The 16846-nt window shown below is 64.9% G+C and carries 10 protein-coding genes; 2 read left to right on the forward strand and 8 right to left on the reverse strand.

The genetic code is table 11. From position 1 onward, the window contains the following. Nucleotides 1–9: 9 nt before the first annotated feature. Nucleotides 10–1185 carry an MFS transporter gene (locus tag VSR72_RS28380; RefSeq protein WP_342955749.1) on the reverse strand — a complete coding sequence of 392 codons (1176 nt, stop codon included), beginning with the start codon at nt 1183–1185 and terminating at the stop codon, nt 10–12. Between the two features lie 220 nt (nt 1186–1405). On the opposite strand from VSR72_RS28380, the gene uvrA reads away from it, so the two are divergent. Both uvrA and VSR72_RS28390 read left to right on the forward strand, forming a co-directional pair. Further along, the gene (uvrA, locus tag VSR72_RS28385) at nt 1406–4297 is read left to right on the forward strand and encodes an excinuclease ABC subunit UvrA (protein WP_342955659.1); all 2892 of its coding nucleotides are present in this window, start codon (nt 1406–1408) and stop codon (nt 4295–4297) included. Nucleotides 4298–4409: 112 nt separating this feature from the next. After that, nucleotides 4410–5495 (forward strand): AI-2E family transporter, encoded by a 1086-nt coding sequence (locus VSR72_RS28390; protein WP_342955660.1) that lies wholly within the window; start codon nt 4410–4412, stop codon nt 5493–5495. A gap of 30 nt (nt 5496–5525) precedes the next feature. On the opposite strand, the gene VSR72_RS28395 is transcribed toward VSR72_RS28390, so the two are convergent. The 7 genes from VSR72_RS28395 to VSR72_RS28425 all read right to left on the reverse strand — a co-directional run bounded on the left by VSR72_RS28395 (nt 5526) and on the right by VSR72_RS28425 (nt 16803). Further along, nucleotides 5526–6230 carry a response regulator transcription factor gene (locus VSR72_RS28395; protein WP_342955661.1) on the reverse strand — a complete coding sequence of 235 codons (705 nt, stop codon included), beginning with the start codon at nt 6228–6230 and terminating at the stop codon, nt 5526–5528. A 26-nt stretch (nt 6231–6256) separates the two neighbouring features. After that, nucleotides 6257–8257, reverse strand: a complete 2001-nt coding sequence (locus tag VSR72_RS28400) for a type IV pili methyl-accepting chemotaxis transducer N-terminal domain-containing protein (protein ID WP_342955662.1) — start codon at nt 8255–8257, stop codon at nt 6257–6259. A gap of 276 nt (nt 8258–8533) precedes the next feature. Next, nucleotides 8534–9217 (reverse strand): respiratory nitrate reductase subunit gamma, encoded by a 684-nt coding sequence (gene narI, locus VSR72_RS28405; RefSeq protein ID WP_342955663.1) that lies wholly within the window; start codon nt 9215–9217, stop codon nt 8534–8536. Further along, nucleotides 9214–9900 (reverse strand): nitrate reductase molybdenum cofactor assembly chaperone, encoded by a 687-nt coding sequence (narJ, locus tag VSR72_RS28410; RefSeq protein ID WP_342955664.1) that lies wholly within the window; start codon nt 9898–9900, stop codon nt 9214–9216. Before narJ ends, narI begins: the two co-directional genes overlap by 4 nt. A gap of 17 nt (nt 9901–9917) precedes the next feature. Beyond that, nucleotides 9918–11471, reverse strand: a complete 1554-nt coding sequence (gene narH / locus VSR72_RS28415) for a nitrate reductase subunit beta (RefSeq protein WP_342955665.1) — start codon at nt 11469–11471, stop codon at nt 9918–9920. Beyond that, nucleotides 11468–15202 (reverse strand): nitrate reductase subunit alpha, encoded by a 3735-nt coding sequence (locus VSR72_RS28420; RefSeq protein ID WP_342955666.1) that lies wholly within the window; start codon nt 15200–15202, stop codon nt 11468–11470. The genes narH and VSR72_RS28420 overlap by 4 nt, the downstream gene beginning before the upstream one ends. A 206-nt stretch (nt 15203–15408) precedes the next feature. After that, entirely contained in the window at nt 15409–16803 is a 1395-nt protein-coding gene (locus tag VSR72_RS28425; RefSeq protein WP_342955667.1) for a NarK family nitrate/nitrite MFS transporter, read from the reverse strand. Between the last annotated feature and the right edge of the window lie 43 nt (nt 16804–16846).

The following is a 16846-nucleotide window of genomic DNA, read 5'->3' on the forward strand; positions in this document are numbered from 1 at the left end:
CCGCCGGGCTCAAGCCCGTTTGGCTTCAGCCCGCTTGGGCGGTGCCTTCATATTGGCCGCGATTATAAGCCAGCACAAGACGAGCCCCGAGCACGCGTAAAAGACCGCGCTCGCACCCTCGTGCTTGAGCAGATAGCCGCCCACCACGCCGCCGAGCGCGAGCCCGATCGACTGCGTGGTGTTGTACACGCCCGTGGCCGCGCCCTTGCGGTTACCCGGCGCGAGCTTCGACACGAGCGAAGGCTGCGAAGCCTCCAGAATGTTGAAGCCGAGGAAGTACACGAACAGCACGGCCGACACAATGACAAGTGTATGCGCGAGCGAGCCGAGCAAAAGCTGGCCGATCAGGATAAGACCGATCGCAGAAACGAGCACGGGCTTCATCTTGCCCTGCTTCTCCGCGACGATGATGGCCGGCACCATCATGACGAACGCGAGGCCCATGACCGGCAGATAGATCATCCAGTGCGACGCGACCGGCAGCCCCGCGTCCACGAGCAGGCGGGGCACGACGAGGAAAAGCGCCGTTTGCGTGGCGTGCAGCACGAGCACGCCGAAGTTCAGGCGCAGCAGCTCGACGTTGTGCAGCACTTCGGCAAACGGGGCGCGCACGTGCACGGGCTTGTGCGGCGCGTCGGGCACAACCCAGATCACCACGCCCACCGCGAGAATCGAAAACACGCCAACCAGCGCGAACAGGCCGCTCATGCCGACCCAGTGGAACACGATCGGCGCACCGACGATCGCGACGGCGAACGACAGGCCGATCGAGCCGCCCACCATCGCCATGGCCTTGGTGCGGTGCTCCTCGGCGGTCAGGTCGGCGATGAAGGCGAGCACCGCCGAAGATACGGCGCCCATGCCCTGAATCACCCGGCCGACGATGATCCACACCATGTCGTGCGCGCCCGCCGCGACGAAACTGCCGATCGCGAAGATGACGAGGCCGGTGGCGATGACGGGCTTTCTGCCCACCATGTCCGACACCCAGCCGTAGAAAATATAGAGAAGCGACTGCGTGACGCCGTACGCGCCGAGCGCGATGCCGACCAGCAGCAGGTTGTCGCCGCCGGGAATCGTTTTCGCGTAGACGGAAAACACCGGCATGATCATGAAGAGACCGAGCATGCGCAGCGCGAAGATCGCCGCGAGCGATACGGTCGCGCGCAACTCGGGCGCGCTCATGCGTGAGGATGTAGCGGGTGAATTGGAGGACATCGGAGCGTTATGTGTTTGGACCGCAAGTGCCCGCACGTTTGTTGACCGGGACGCTCCCTGGCGCGCCTCTTTCGAGGCCCTTGCACTTGCCGCTCCGGGCCCTTTCAAAGACCGTCAGCAAGCCGTAACGGCGGTCTGGAAAAGTCGTTATAGTAGCAGGTTTGGTTTCCCTTTCTCCCGCAGGTTCATGGAACAGATCCGTATCCGTGGGGCCCGAACCCACAACCTGAAGAACGTCAATCTGGACCTGCCGCGCCACAAGCTCGTGGTGATCACCGGGCTTTCGGGCTCGGGCAAGTCCTCGCTGGCGTTCGACACGCTCTACGCCGAAGGCCAGCGCCGCTATGTGGAAAGCCTCTCGGCCTATGCACGTCAGTTCCTGCAACTGATGGAGAAGCCCGACGTCGACCTGATCGAGGGTCTGTCGCCGGCTATTTCCATCGAGCAGAAGGCGACGTCGCACAACCCGCGCTCCACGGTCGGCACCGTCACCGAGATCCACGACTACCTGCGACTGCTTTACGCACGGATCGGCACGCCCTACTGTCCGGACCACGAGATTCCGCTGGAGTCGCAAAGCGTCTCGCAGATGGTGGACGCCGCGCTCGCCCTGCCCGAAGAAACGAAGCTCATGATCCTCGCGCCCGTGATCGTGGACCGCAAGGGCGAGCACGCCGAGCTTTTCGACGACATGCAGGCGCAAGGTTTCGTGCGCTTTCGGGTGCGCTCGGGCGGCGGCACGGCCAACGAAGGGGAAGCGAAGATCTACGAGGTCGAGTCGCTGCCCAAGCTCAAGAAGAGCGAGCGCCACACCATCGACGTGGTGGTCGACCGCCTGAAGGTGCGCCCCGACATGAAGCAGCGCCTCGCGGAGTCGTTCGAAACCGCGCTGCGTCTGGCCGACGGCCGCGCCATCGCGCTCGAAATGGACACGAACAAGGAGCACCTCTTCAGTTCCAAGTTCGCCTGCCCGATCTGCTCGTATTCGCTGCCGGAACTCGAGCCGCGCCTTTTCTCGTTCAACAACCCGATGGGCGCGTGCCCGGAGTGCGACGGTTTGGGCCAGATCACGTTCTTCGATCCGAAGCGCGTGGTGGCGCATCCGTCGCTTTCGCTCGCGGCGGGCGCCGTGAAAGGCTGGGACCGGCGCAACCAGTTCTACTTCCAGATGCTGCAAAGCCTGGCGGCCTTCTACGACTTCGACATCGACACCGCGTTCGAAGACCTGCCGGAGAAAGTGCGCAAGATCCTGCTCTACGGTTCGGGCAAGCAGGAGATCCCGTTCTCGTACATCAACGAGCGCGGCCGCACTTCGGTGCGCGAGCACGCGTTCGAAGGGATCATCCCGAACCTCGAGCGCCGCTACCGCGAGACCGACTCGGCCGCCGTGCGCGAAGAACTCTCGAAGTACCAGAACAACCAGGCCTGCCCGCACTGCGAAGGCACGCGCCTGCGCCGCGAAGCGCGCTTCGTGCGCATCGGCGGCGGCGAAGACGCGCGTGCCATTTACGAAGTGAGCGGCTGGCCGCTGCGCGACACGCTCGGCTACTTCCAGACGCTGCGCCTCGAAGGCGCCAAGCGCGAGATCGCCGACAAAGTGGTCAAGGAAATCGTCGCGCGCCTCATGTTCCTGAACAACGTCGGGCTCGACTATCTCTCGCTCGAACGCAGCGCCGAGACGCTTTCGGGCGGCGAAGCGCAGCGCATCCGCCTCGCCTCGCAAATCGGCTCGGGTCTCACGGGCGTGATGTACGTGCTCGACGAGCCGTCCATCGGCCTGCACCAGCGCGACAACGACCGCCTCATCTCCACGCTCAAGCATCTGCGCGACCTCGGCAACTCGGTGATCGTCGTCGAGCACGACGAGGACATGATCCGCATGGCCGACTATGTGGTCGACATGGGTCCGGGCGCGGGCGAGCACGGCGGCATGGTGATTTCGCAAGGCACGCCGGGCGAAGTCGAGCACGATCCGGCCTCGATGACGGGCCAGTACCTCTCGGGCGCGCGCCGCATCGACTATCCCGACGAGCGCATCGAGCCCGGCGAGCGGCATCTGCGCATCGTCGAGGCCCACGGCAACAACCTCAAGCACGTGACGCTCGACCTGCCCGTCGGTCTTTTGACCTGCGTGACGGGCGTCTCGGGCTCGGGCAAGTCCACGCTCATCAACGACACGCTTTATCACGCCGTGTCGCAGCATCTGTACGGATCGTCGGCGGAGCCGGCGCCGTTCGAGGCGATCGAGGGCCTGGAGCACTTCGACAAGGTCATCAACGTCGATCAGTCACCGATCGGCCGCACGCCGCGCTCGAACCCGGCCACCTACACGGGCCTTTTCACGCCCATCCGCGAGTTGTTCGCGGGCGTGCCGGCGGCCAAGGAGCGCGGCTACGAGTCAGGCCGCTTCTCGTTCAACGTGAAGGGCGGCCGCTGCGAAAGCTGCCAGGGCGACGGCGTGCTCAAGGTGGAAATGCACTTCCTGCCCGATGTGTACGTGCCCTGCGACGTCTGCCACGGCAAGCGCTACAACCGCGAAACGCTGGAGATTCAATACAAGGGCCGGAACATCAGCGAAGTGCTCGACATGACGGTGGAAGCCGCCTACGAGTTCTTCAAGGCGGTGCCGGTGGTCGCGCGCAAGCTCAAAACGCTGCTCGACGTGGGCCTGGGCTATATCCGTCTTGGCCAGTCGGCCACCACGCTCTCGGGCGGCGAGGCGCAGCGCGTGAAGCTCTCGCTCGAGCTTTCCAAGCGGGACACGGGCCGCACGCTGTATATACTCGACGAGCCGACCACCGGTCTGCACTTCCACGACATCGCCCTTTTGCTGGAAGTGATTCACCGGCTTCGAGATCAGGGCAACACGGTGGTCATCATCGAGCATAATCTCGATGTAATCAAAACCGCCGACTGGGTCGTGGACATGGGTCCCGAAGGCGGCGCGGGCGGTGGGCAGATCGTGGCCCAGGGGACGCCCGAACAGGTGGCGAAGTCGAAGGCAAGCTTCACGGGCCGCTATCTCGCGCCGCTGCTCAAGCGCCAGATTGCCGCGCTCGACACGGCCTCGGGCAAATGACCAGCTAGACTGGCTGGCCTGCGGGCCGGAAACTTAGCAGTAGAAATAGCTGCAGGAACAACGGGTCGGGGGCGCGTGCGCCCCTGAGGTTTGGAGACGGAATACACCCAACATGGTCAAGCGCAACGAAGCGACCGAAGATAAACAGGTGCGCGACCTGCGGCCAAGGCCGGTCAGGCTCACGAGCGACATGAGCCTGCCGAAGCTTTCGGCAGTGGAGATCGGCAGCTATGTGGCCGCGCTCGCCGGCATGCTGGCAGTGCTGCACCTGAACCTGCTCGGCGCGCTGCTCGCGGGCATGCTCGTCTTCCAGCTCGTGCATACCATTTCGCCGCTCATCGAGCGGCGCATGTCGAGCAGCCGCGCGCGCTGGCTCTCGGTGGTGCTGGTTTCCATCGTGATCGTGGGCATCCTCACTGGCCTCACGGTTGGCGTGATCGAGCAGTTCGAGAGCGACGTGCCGAGCGTGCAGAAGGTCATGGCGCAGATGATGACGTTCGTCGACCAGGCGCGCGGGCGCATTCCCGAATCCATCGCCGCGTATCTGCCCGTGGACGTCGCCCAGATGAAGCTCAAGGCGCTCGCCCTCATGCACGAGCACGCCACCCAGCTCGGCCAGGGCGGCAAGAACGCCGCGCGCATCTTCGGCCATATCGTGATCGGCATGATCATCGGCGCGATCATCGCCATTGGCGCGCAGAAGAATGCCACGCGGCTGCCGCTCTCCACGGCGTTCGTCGCGCGCGTGTCCCGTTTCGCCGACGCGTTCCGCCGCATCGTGTTCGCGCAGGTGAAGATTTCGGCCATCAACACGACGTTCACCGGCCTCTTCCTGCTGCTCGTGCTGCCGCTCTTTCACGCGCCGCTGCCGCTCGCGAAGATGCTGGTCGTGGTGACCTTCGTGGTGGGCCTCTTGCCCGTCATCGGCAACCTGATCTCGAACACGCTGATCGTCGCCATCGCGCTCACCGTGAGCCTGCCCGCGGCAGTCACGGCGCTCGCGTTCCTCATCGTGATCCACAAGCTCGAGTACTTCCTGAACGCGCGCATCGTCGGCGGCCAGATCGAGGCGCGCACGTGGGAGCTGCTCGTCGCAATGCTCGTGATGGAAGCCGCGTTCGGCATTCAGGGCGTGATCGCCGCGCCTATTTTTTACGCGTATATCAAGCGCGAACTCATCTATTTGCGGCTCGTCTGAGCCGCTTTCTTCCGAGCCCGCGCGCGGCTTTCAGCGCCCGCGCGGCTCGCCAGGGACGTCGGTCATGCCGTCGTGCTCGATTGCGTAGATCGCCACCTGCACCCGGCTCGAGAGATTCAGCTTGCGCAGAATGTTGCGCACGTGAATCTTCACCGTGCTCTCGGCCAGGTCGAGCGTGCGCGCAATCTCCTTGTTGCTCGCGCCGCGCGCCAGTTCGCGCACGATCTCGCGCTCGCGCGCTGTGAGCGCCTCCGCACTCGCGCGCACGGCGCCGGGTGTGCCCGATGTCCCGGTCGCGCCAGCCGATTGTGCGGGTTTGCGCATCTGCTCCACGAGCTTCGCCGTCATGTGCTCGGTAATGACCGGCTGGCCGCTCGCGGCCTTGCGGATCGCCGCCACCAGCGCGTCGGCGTCGATGCTCTTGAGCAGGAAGCCACGCGCGCCGGCGCGCATCGCGGCGGTGAGTTCGTCGGCTTCCTCGGAGACGGTGAGCATCACGACCGCCGTGTCCGGCAGGTCCTCCACCAGCAGTTGCAGCGTTTCGAGCCCCGAGAGGCCTGGCATGTTCAGGTCGAGCAGGATCACGTCGGGCAAGTGCTGCTTCGCGCGCTTGACGCCTTCCACGCCGTCCGCCGCCTCGCCCACCACCTCAAGATCAGGCTGGCGCTGCAGGAGCGCGCTCACGCCTGAGCGAAAGAGCGTGTGGTCGTCGATGAGCAGGATGCGGATGGTCATGGGGATCGTTTTAGTGTTGTGGAGGTTCACGCGGCCATGCGGCTCGCTGCGGGCAGCACCAGTTCGACGCGCGCGCCGCGCCCCGGCGCGCTCTGCAGCGTCAGCACGGCCGCAAGACGTCTCGCGCGCTCATGCATGATGTGAAAGCCCACGTGCGATTCGCCGCGCGAGGCGATTTCGGCGGGATCGTAGCCCACGCCGTCGTCGTCGATCGTGAGGCGGAAATCGCGAGCGTTCACGACGCTCACGCTCACGTGCAGCGCCTCCGCATGCTTGCGCGCATTCGAGAGCGCCTCCTGCAGCACGAAGAGCACCTGCAGCTGCTGGTCGGGCGGCAGCGGGGGCCCGTCTTCGTCGCGATAGTCGAGCGTCAAGTCCGCATCCGACTGGCGGCGAAAGCGCGCCACGGTGTCCTCTACGGCCAGGCGCAGCTTGCCCGGGCCGAGCTTCGTGCGGAAATTCAGCAGCAGTTCGCGCACGTCGTCGTAGCTCTCCTCCACGCCGCCCGCGAGTAGCGGCACGATCTCGCGAATTTCGTCGAGGTCACCCTGCTCCGCGGCCGCATCGAGCAGGTGCACCTGCATCTTCAGGAAGCTCAGGCCTTGCGCAATGCTGTCGTGCAGCCCTTGCGCAACGAGATTGCGCTCCTCGGAGACGGCGAGCTGGCGCCCGAGCGCGACGAGCCGCCGGTTCATGAGCGCCACGCCGAGGTGGCGACCTAGCGTCTGAAGCAGCTGGACGCCCGAAGGCGGAATTTCCCGCTCGCGGCGGAAGTGCAGCGAGAACGTGCCGAGCGTCTCGTTCTGCGCGACGATGGCCGACACCGCGACGCTCACGAAGCCCGCCTTCAGGCAACGCTGCGTAAAAGCGCCGCTTTGGCCGCTCTGCGACATCAGCCCGAATACGACCGGCGCCTCGGCCGTTGCGCCGCCACACGTACAGTCGGCCGCCGGCATGCACTGCTCCTCGCGCGTGATCGATTCGGGCATGCCTTCCGAGACGAGCAGATGCAGATTGCCGTCGTCAGGCGACACGACGCGCACCGTGCCGCCGTCGGCGTCGAATTCGCGCATCACGCGCGTGAGGAAATCGTGGCACACGCTTTCCGCCGGGCCCGGCGTGTTGAGAAATGCCGCCATCTCATAGAGCGTGGCGAGTTCGCGGTTTTGCGCGGCCAGTTGCGCGGTCTTGGCGTCCACGCGCCCGGCAAGGTCCTGGTACAGCGCCTGAAGCTCCGCGACCATGCGGTTGAAGCCCTGCGTGAGATGACCAAATTCGTCGTATGTTTCGACCGGCAAGCGCGTGTCGAACTCCTGCGCCTCGATGCGCGCGAGCCCGTCCTGCAATCGCTGCACGGGCGCCACGAACCACTGGTAGAGCAGATAGACGATCGCCATCGTGCCCACGCACGACAGCGCCGCGAGCGCGACCTGCGAAATGCGCAGCCACGCGGTTTTGCGCGCGTTCTCGCGCTCGATCAGGCTCACCAGCCGGTTCGCCTCGTCGACGAAGCCGGGCAGCAAGCCGATGTACGCCGAAGGCTCGCCCCCGCTGGCCGCGAGGTCGCGCAGCGCAGCGGGCTTGAGCGCCTGGTTCCACGCTGCCGCGACACGTTCGAACTGCGCGTGGATGCCCGCGTCGGCGGGAAGAAAGAGCGGCCGCGCCGGATCGCCGTCGCGCAATTCGCGCAGCGTCTCGTCGAGCTGGCGCATCTGGGCGTCCACTTGCGAGGGCTTGCCGGTGCGGGCTTCCCACAGTGAGATCGCCACCGCGTTCGCGCGCATGCGCAGGCTGCCTGCATCGTTGATCGCCGCGCCGCCGCCTTCGAGCTGCCAGGAGAGCCAGAGCGTGCCGCTGATCATCGCGAGTACGAGCGCGAGCGCGACCGTGGAAAGCACAACGATGCGCGTAGAAAGCCGCTTCGGGAACGGCGCGGCCTGCGCGCCCGAACATTCGGCAGGAGCGGATGCAGAAGCGGATGCAGCAGCGGATGCAGAAGCGGTTGCGGAATCGGAAGACGGAGTCATGGCCGGTACCGGGAATCGGCTGCGCCGAAACGTCGGCGCGCATGGCCAACATTATCTGACGGAGTACCACCGACGGCGCGCCATCTCACGGTCCGCGCGGCCAACTGCGACACTATGCATCAGGCCGCCTGCCTTCCCTGGTGATTCACGTTGCGCGGTCCCCTGAGCTGTGCGCAACGTGAAAAAAGCGGGGAATGCGAGCGTGGCTCGCTCCCCGCGAAGAACGGCCATCCCCACGGCCGTCCAGAGGCAAACTTCAGTGGCAAGCGCTAGCCGTTAGCGGCTACGAACGAGCTGCCAGGCGCGCGAGAGATAGGTGACAGAAGCGAACCCGCTCCACACGTGCACGAGCCGCGTGAACGGGAAGATCACGAAGAGCGTCATGCCCATGAAGAGGTGCAGGCGGAAGATGAGCGGCGCGTCGATCACGTAGCTCGCGGCGTCGCCGCGGAAGGTGACGATGTGCTGCGCCCAGGTCATGAGCCGCACCATCATCGCGCCGTCCATATGGCTCGCCGATTCGCCGATGGTGGAGAGCCCGAGCAGCAGCGTGACGAGCAGCCACAGCAACAGCACCTTGTCGCCCACGCGCGTCACGGCTGAAACGCGCGCGTTCGAAAGCCGGCGGTGCAGCAGGATTGCGAGGCCCACCAGACACATCGAGCCCATCACGCCGCCCGCAACCATCGCCACGAGTTGCTTGACCGCATGCGGCACGCCGAGCCAGTCCCACACCGCAACGGGCGTGAGCAGACCGAACAGATGCCCGAAGAAGAGCCCGAGCACGCCGACGTGAAAGAGGATATTGCCGAGCCGCAAATGCCCGCGATAGAGCATTTGCGAGCTGTCCGCCTTCCACGTGTACTGCTCGCGCTCGAAGCGCGCGAGGCTGCCGAACAGGAAGATGGCGGCGGCAATATACGGATAGATGCCGAACAAAAACTGATTGAACGTGTTCATGGCGATTCCTTTGCGCAGGCGGATGCAGCGGCATGCGCTGCTCGCGGGTGGAAATGAACGACCTGCGGCGAGTGGCTCGCGCCGAACGCATGCATGAGCGGCTCGACGCCGTCCGCGCCGGTGCCGAAGCGTTCGAGCGCCTCGTCCATGTCGCGCACGGGCGCGCCCACGAGCGGCAACGGCTCGACATCGCTCAGTTCGCACAGCACCGTGAAGATGCCCGCATAGGGGCTTTCGCTCTTCTCGAGCTGATTGCCGAGCGCCGCGAGCACATGAATCGCCTCGCCAAGCAGCGCGCTCGCCTCGTCCTCGCCAATCAGGCCGAGCACTTCGAGAAAGAGCGGCACGTAGTCGGGCAGTTCGCTCGTCGCCATGTCGAGGCCGTGGGTGCGGTACTCGTCGAGCAGATCGACCATCGCCTGGCCGCGCGCGCGGCTCTCGCCGTGCACGTGCTCGAACAGATGCAGCGAGTGACGGGGATTACGGTCGAAGGTGGCGACGTAGGCTTCCTGCGACTCGACGAGCGAGCGCTCACGCAGCGCCGCGATGAGCGGCGCCAGTTCCTGCAGCGCGAATGCGCCGATCGGTACGGTGACAAGCGCGGCTTCGATCTCGTCGAGCGCGTCGAGCAAGGGCTCCTCGGGGTAATCGAGCAGCGCGGAGAGAACCGGATAAATCGACATGATCGTGGCCCTCCCGCTCAAGCTTCTGAAGGCGTCTTGCGACGCGACTTCGGCATATCGACATACACCACGCTGCCTTCGACCTTCGAGCCGAACAGCGAGCCCTCGGAAACGCCGCCCGAACACCCGTTGCCGAACGAGAACCCGCAACTGCCCTTCTCGTTGAACGAGTCCTCGACCATTTCCTTGTGCGACGACGGCACGACGAAGCGGTCCTCGTAGTTCGCGATCGCCATGGTGCGGTACATGTCCTCGACCTGCTCGGGCGTGAGGCCCGCGTGGTTGAGAACCGCGTTGTCGTTCACGCCGTCCACGGCCTGGGCGCGCTTGTAGGCGCGCATCGCCAGCATGCGGTTCAGCGCCGAGATCACGGGCTTTTCATCGCCAGCGGTGAGCAGGTTGGCGAGATAGCGCATGGGAATGCGCAGGCTCGCCACATCGGGAATCACGCCGTCCATGCCGATGTGGCCCGCGTCCGCGGCCGACTGGATCGGCGAAAGCGGCGGCACGTACCAGACCATCGGCAGCGTGCGGTACTCGGGGTGCAGCGGGAACGCGATCTTCCACTCCACGGCCATGCGGTACACCGGCGAGCGCACGGCGGCGTCGAGCCAGCTCTGCGGCACGCCCTGGCGGCGCGCCTCGGCCTGGATGGCGGGATCGTGCGGATCGAGGAACACGTCGAGCTGCGATTGATACAGATCCTGCGTCGATTCGACCGATGCCGCCTCGCTGATACGGTCCGCGTCGTAGAGCATCACGCCCAGATAGCGGATGCGGCCCACGCAGGTTTCCGAGCACACGGTAGGCTGCCCCGCCTCGATGCGCGGATAGCAGAAGATGCACTTCTCGGCCTTGCCGCTCTTCCAGTTGAAATACATCTTCTTGTACGGGCAGCCCGAGATGCACATGCGCCAGCCGCGGCACTTGTCCTGATCGACGAGCACGATGCCGTCGTCTTCGCGCTTGTACACCGAGCCCGAGGGGCACGACGCCACGCACGCGGGGTTCAGGCAGTGCTCGCACAGGCGCGGCAGATACATCATGAAGGTGTTCTCGAAGGTCGAGTACATCTCCTTCTGCACGTTCTCGAACAGCTTGTCGCGGCTGCGCGAAGCGAACTCGCCGCCCAGGTCGTCTTCCCAGTTAGGACCCCAATGGATCTTGTCCATCTTCTTGCCGGTGATGACCGACACGGGGCGCGCGGTGGGCGGCGTCTGCGAGAGAGGCGCGTTCTGAAGATGCTCGTAGTCGTACGTGAACGGCTCATAATAGTCGTCGATGCCGGGCAGATTCGGGTTCGCGAACAAGTTGGCCAGCACCTTGAGCTTCGGGCCCTGGCGCGGCTCGATCTTGCCGTTCGCGTTGCGCACCCAGCCGCCGTTCCACTTCTCCTGGTTCTCCCATTCCTTCGGATAGCCGATGCCGGGCTTCGTCTCGACGTTGTTGAACCACGCGTACTCGACGCCGTCGCGCGAGGTCCACACGTTCTTGCACGTGACGGAACACGTATGGCAGCCAATGCACTTGTCGAGGTTCAGGACCATCGCCACCTGGGCGCGGATTTTCATGATGCTGCTCCTTCCTCAACGTTGGAAAGCGGGCCTTCGAGCCACTCGACCTTCTTCATCTTGCGAACGATCACGTACTCGTCCCGATTGCTGCCGACCGTGCCGTAGTAGTTGAAGCCGTACGCGAGTTGCGCGTAGCCGCCGATCATGTGCGTGGGTTTGAGCACCGTGCGCGTGACCGAGTTGTGAATGCCGCCGCGCATGCCGCTCGTTTCCGCGCCGGGAACGTTGATGATCTTTTCCTGCGCGTGATACATGAGGCACATACCGCGCGGCACGCGCTGGCTCACCACGACGCGCGCCGTGAGCGTGCCGTTCACGTTGAACACTTCGACCCAGTCGTTGTCGACGAGCCCCGCTTCCTTCGCCTCGGCTTCCGATACCCACACGTGCGGACCGCCGCGCGAGAGCGTGAGCATGCGCAGGTTGTCCGTGTACGTGGAGTGGATGCCCCACTTCTGGTGCGGCGTGATCCAGTTCAGCACGAGTTCGTGCTCGCCGTTGGGTTTCGCGCCGAGCATGGGCGAAGTCGTCTTCGTGTCGATGGCGGGCTTGTAGTTGCACAGGCCTTCGCCGAAGTCGAGCATCCAGCGGTGATCCTGATAGAACTGCTGACGGCCCGTGAGCGTGCGCCATGGAATCAGCTCGTGCACGTTCGTATAGCCCGCGTTGTAGCTCACCTCTTCCGATTCGAGCCCCGACCACGTCGGCGCGGAGATGATCTTGCGCGGCTGCGCCTGCACGTCGCGAAAGCGGATCTTGTCGTGCTCGCGGCCTTCGGCCAGATGCGTGTGATCGCGGCCCGTGATCTTCGAGAGCGCGTCCCACGCCTTCACTGCAACATGGCCGTTGGTTTCCGGCGCGAAGGTGAGGATCATCTCCGCCGCGTCGATGGCCGTATCCAGACGCGGGCGTCCTTCGGCCGCGCCGCGGTTCTGCTGGATGCCCGTGAGCTGCGCGAACTCGCCCACCTCGTGCACGGTGTTCCAGTTGATGCCCTTGCCGCCGTTGCCGAGCTTCTCCAGCAGCGGCCCGACCGAGGTGAACTTGTTGTAGATCTCGCGATAGTCGCGCTCGACGAGCGTCATCGAAGGCGCGGTCTTGCCGGGGATGAGATCGCATTCGCCAAGACGCCAGTCCTGCGGCTCGAACGCCTGACCGAGCTCGCCGGGCGTGTCGTGCATGAGCGGCGTACACACGAGGTCCGTGCGCTTGCCCAGATGCTCACCGCCGATCTCCGAAAACTTCTTCGCGATGGCCTTGTAGATCTCCCAGTCGGTCTTGCTCTCCCACAACGGCTGCACCGCCTCCGAAAGCGGATGGATGAACGGATGCATGTCCGACGTGTTGAGGTCGTCCTTCTCGTACCACGTGGCCGAGGGCAGCACGATGTCACCGTAGAGGCAGGTCGTGCTCATGCGGAAGTCGAGCACGGTGAGCAGGTCGAGCTTGCCCTCGGCCGCTTCGCGTACGTTCACTTCGGAGGGCTTGATCGCATCGGCTTCGTCGCCGAACAGCGCATTCTGCGTGCCGAGCAGGTACTTCAGGAAGTACTCGTGGCCCTTGCCCGAACTGCCCATGATGTTCGAGCGCCACACGAACATGTTGCGCGGGAAGTTCGCGGGATTGTCGGGGTCGTCGCAGGCAAAATTCAACGCGCCCGACTTCAGTTGATCGACGGTGTATTGCATCGGCGGCACGCCCGCGCGCTGCGCGGCGTCCACCACGTCGAGCGGATTCGCGCCCAGTTGCGGCGCCGAAGGCAGCCAGCCCATGCGCTCGGACTTCGCGTTGAGGTCGAGCATCGAGAGGTTCTTGTAGCGCTCGCGGTCCGCGCCCGGGCCGAGAATCTCATCGACGCTCACCTTCTCGTGACGCCACTGGCTCGTGTGGTTGTAGAAGAACGACGTGCCGTTCATCTGGCGCGGCGGACGCGACCAGTCGAGCGCGAATGCGAGCGGCGCCCAGCCGAACTGCGGACGCAGCTTTTCCTGGCCCACGTAATGCGCCCAGCCGCCGCCGCTCTGGCCGATACAGCCGCACATCATCAGCAGGTTGATGATGCCGCGGTAGATCATGTCGTTGTGATACCAGTGATTGAGCGCCGCGCCCACGATCACCATGCTCTTGCCGCGCGTGCGGTCGGCGTTGTCGGCGAATTCGCGCGCCACCTGGATCACGAGCTTGCGCGGCACCGTGGTGTGCTTCTCCTGCCAGGCGGGCGTGCAGGGCACGTCGTCGTCATAGGAGGATGCGACGTTCGGGCCGCCCAGACCCTGGTCGACGCCGTAGTTGGCCATCTGCAGATCGTAGACGGTGGCGACCAGCGCGCTCGTGCCGTCCGCCAGCGCCACGCGCTTCACGGGCACACGCCGCGCGAGCAGCGCGCCATGTTCTCCGCCGAAGTACGGGAAGCCCACTTCGACCACTTCGTCATGTTGATCGACGAGCGACAACAGCGGATCGATTTCGCGGCCGCTGCCGCCGTCCTTCATTTCGAGGTTCCAGCGGCCCACCTTCTTGCCGCCATCGTGCTTGCTTTCGCCCCAGCGGAATCCGATCGAGCCATTCGGCGCGACGATGTCGCCGGTGGTCGAATCGATCGCGAGCGTCTTCCATTGCGGGTTGTTCGCCTCGTCGAGATTCGCGGCGAGTTGCGACGCGCGCAGGAACTGGTCCGGCACGAGCGCGCCGTCGCGTGAGCTAAGCGTGACGAGCATCGGCATGTCGGTGTACTGCTTCACGTAGTCGCTGAAGTACGCGGACTTGCCGCTCGCGTGAAACTCCTTGAGCACCACGTGGCCCATCGCGAGCGCGAGCGCCGCATCGGTGCCCTGCTTCGGCGCGAGCCAGATATCACCGAACTTCACCATCTCACCGAAGTCGGACGACACCGCGACCGTTTTCGTGCCCTTGTAACGGACTTCGGTGTAGAAGTGGGCGTCGGGCGTGCGCGTTTGCGGCACATTCGAGCCCCACACCATGAGATACGTGGAGTTGTACCAGTCGGCCGATTCGGGCACGTCCGTCTGCTCGCCCCACACCTGCGGCGACGAGGGCGGCAAGTCGCAATACCAGTCGTAGAACGACAGACACGCCCCGCCGATCAGGCTCAGATAACGCGCGCCCGCGGCGTACGAGACCATCGACATGGCCGGAATGGGCGAAAAGCCCACCACGCGATCGGGGCCGTACTTGCCGATGGTGTAGGCGTTGGCCGCCGCGATCATCTCGGTGGCCGTGTCCCAGTCCGCGCGCACGAAGCCGCCCTGGCCGCGCACACGCTTGTAGTGCGCGGCCTTCTTCGGGTCCTCGACGATCGATGCCCATGCATCGACCGGCCCGAGCGTCTTGCGCGCCTCGCGCCACATCTCGATCAGGCGGCCGCGGATCATCGGATACTTCACGCGTTGCGCCGAGTACACGTACCAGCTATACGATGCGCCACGCGGACAGCCACGCGGTTCGTGATTGGGCAGGTCCGCTCGCGTGCGCGGATAGTCGGTCTGCTGCGTTTCCCAGGTGATCAGGCCGTTCTTCACGTAGACCTTCCACGAGCACGAGCCCGTGCAGTTCACGCCGTGGGTCGAGCGCACGATCTTGTCGTGCTGCCAGCGGCTGCGATAGCCGTCTTCCCACTTGCGGTCCTCGTTCACCACCGCGCCGTGGCCCTTCGAAAACGTCGACTTCACGCGCGACATGAACTTCAACCGGTCCAGAAAATGACTCATCAGGTTCTCCGAACTGCTGCTGGAATCGATCGATCGCGCCTGTCGCCGTTTGCATGCGCTGCATGCGTCGCGCCTGGCGCTCGTATCAATCCGAGTATGGCGAGCAGGCGCTTGCCTGCCCATTCATCAAGGGGAGAGTTCGGGCAGCGCTTTGGGATGAGTCCCCATGTGCCGCGCTACTCCCAAAGGACTAGTCCCCGCAGGACTCAGCACGGCATGGACGCGTTGCGGCGCGCGTAGAACAACCACGTCACCGCCGCGCACACCACATAGAAGCCGATGAAGCACACGAGCGCGCCAACCGGCGAGCCGGTCATGTCGAGCGACGTGCCGAAGCTCTTCGGAATGAAGAAGCCGCCGTATGCGCCCATCGCGCCAGCGAAGCCGAGCACCGCCGCCGACTCCTTGCCCGCTTCGGCGAGCGCGCTGCGTTGCGCGTTTTCGCCCTTGCCCCTCGCCGCGCGTTGATGCTGCGTGAGGAAGATCACGGGAATCATGCGGAAGGTCGAGCCATTGCCAATGCCGGTGAGCGCGAACAGCACGACGAACATCGCGAGGAAGCCGGCGAAGCTGCCCTGTGCGCCGCCCAGCGCGCCGCCCGGCAGGAACACGATCACGCCCATCACCGCGACGATCATCGCGAGAAAGGTCCAGAGCGTGACGCGCGCGCCGCCGAGCTTGTCCGAGATCCAGCCGCCAACAGGGCGCGTGAGCGCGCCGGCGAGCGGCCCGAGGAAGGCCCATGCGGTCGGGTTGACGGCGGGAAACTCCGCCTTCGTGAGGAGCGCGAGGCCAGCCGAGAAACCGATGAACGAGCCGAACGTGCCGACATAGAGGAAGCACATGATCCAGTTGTGCGCGCGGCGGAAGATCACGGCCTGCTCGCTGAACGAGGCCTTCGCATCGGCGATGTCGTTCATGCCGAACCATGCGGCGAACGAAGAGACGACGATGAGCGGAATCCACACGAAGCCCGCGTTCTGCAGCCAGATGCTGTGCTCGACGCCGTTCTTCACGTAGGTCTGGCCGTCGCCGAGCAGGCCCGCGAACACGGCCGTCGAGATGACGATCGGCGTGACGAACTGCACGAGCGAGACACCGAGGTTGCCGATGCCCGCATTGAGGCCGGTGGCGAAGCCTTTACGCGCCTTCGGAAAGAAGAAGCTGATGTTCGCCATCGACGAGCTGAAATTCGCGCCGCCAAGACCGCACAGCAATGCGAGCACGAGCAGCGTCGAATACGAGGTGGACGGATCGCGCAGTGCGAAGCCCATGCCGAAGGCCGGAATCAACAGGCTCGCCGTGGAGATCGCCGTGAAGCGGCGGCCGCCGAAGATCGGCACGAGGAACGAATAGAAGATGCGCAGCGTGGCGCCTGAAAGCGCGGGCAGCGCCGTGAGCCAGAAGAGTTCGTTCTTCGTGAAGTGAAAGCCGCCCTTGTCGAGATTGACGACCGTGACACTCCACAGCGACCACACCACGAACGCCAGCATCAGCGCCGGAATCGAAATCCACAGGTTGCGGGTGGCGATCTGCTCGCCGGAAGCCTGCCAGAACCGGGTGTTCTCAGGTTCCCATTGGGTCAGGAGATATTTGGACATGATTGTGCTCGTACAGTAGGCGCCGCACGCGCGGCGCGAGTGG

The organism is Paraburkholderia sp. JHI869 (assembly GCF_038900775.1).
GTDB lineage: Bacteria > Pseudomonadota > Gammaproteobacteria > Burkholderiales > Burkholderiaceae > Paraburkholderia.

What these genes read in the sequence shown, in the direction of transcription:
- VSR72_RS28380 (WP_342955749.1), bottom strand. Translation starts at nt 1,185, where the DNA reads ATGAGCGCGCCCGAGTTGCGCGCGACCGTATCGCTCGCGGCGATCTTC.
- uvrA (WP_342955659.1), top strand. Translation starts at nt 1,406, where the DNA reads ATGGAACAGATCCGTATCCGTGGGGCCCGAACCCACAACCTGAAGAAC.
- VSR72_RS28390 (WP_342955660.1), top strand. Translation starts at nt 4,410, where the DNA reads ATGGTCAAGCGCAACGAAGCGACCGAAGATAAACAGGTGCGCGACCTG.
- VSR72_RS28395 (WP_342955661.1), bottom strand. Translation starts at nt 6,230, where the DNA reads ATGACCATCCGCATCCTGCTCATCGACGACCACACGCTCTTTCGCTCA.
- VSR72_RS28400 (WP_342955662.1), bottom strand. Translation starts at nt 8,257, where the DNA reads ATGACTCCGTCTTCCGATTCCGCAACCGCTTCTGCATCCGCTGCTGCA.
- narI (WP_342955663.1), bottom strand. Translation starts at nt 9,217, where the DNA reads ATGAACACGTTCAATCAGTTTTTGTTCGGCATCTATCCGTATATTGCC.
- narJ (WP_342955664.1), bottom strand. Translation starts at nt 9,900, where the DNA reads ATGTCGATTTATCCGGTTCTCTCCGCGCTGCTCGATTACCCCGAGGAG.
- narH (WP_342955665.1), bottom strand. Translation starts at nt 11,471, where the DNA reads ATGAAAATCCGCGCCCAGGTGGCGATGGTCCTGAACCTCGACAAGTGC.
- VSR72_RS28420 (WP_342955666.1), bottom strand. Translation starts at nt 15,202, where the DNA reads ATGAGTCATTTTCTGGACCGGTTGAAGTTCATGTCGCGCGTGAAGTCG.
- VSR72_RS28425 (WP_342955667.1), bottom strand. Translation starts at nt 16,803, where the DNA reads ATGTCCAAATATCTCCTGACCCAATGGGAACCTGAGAACACCCGGTTC.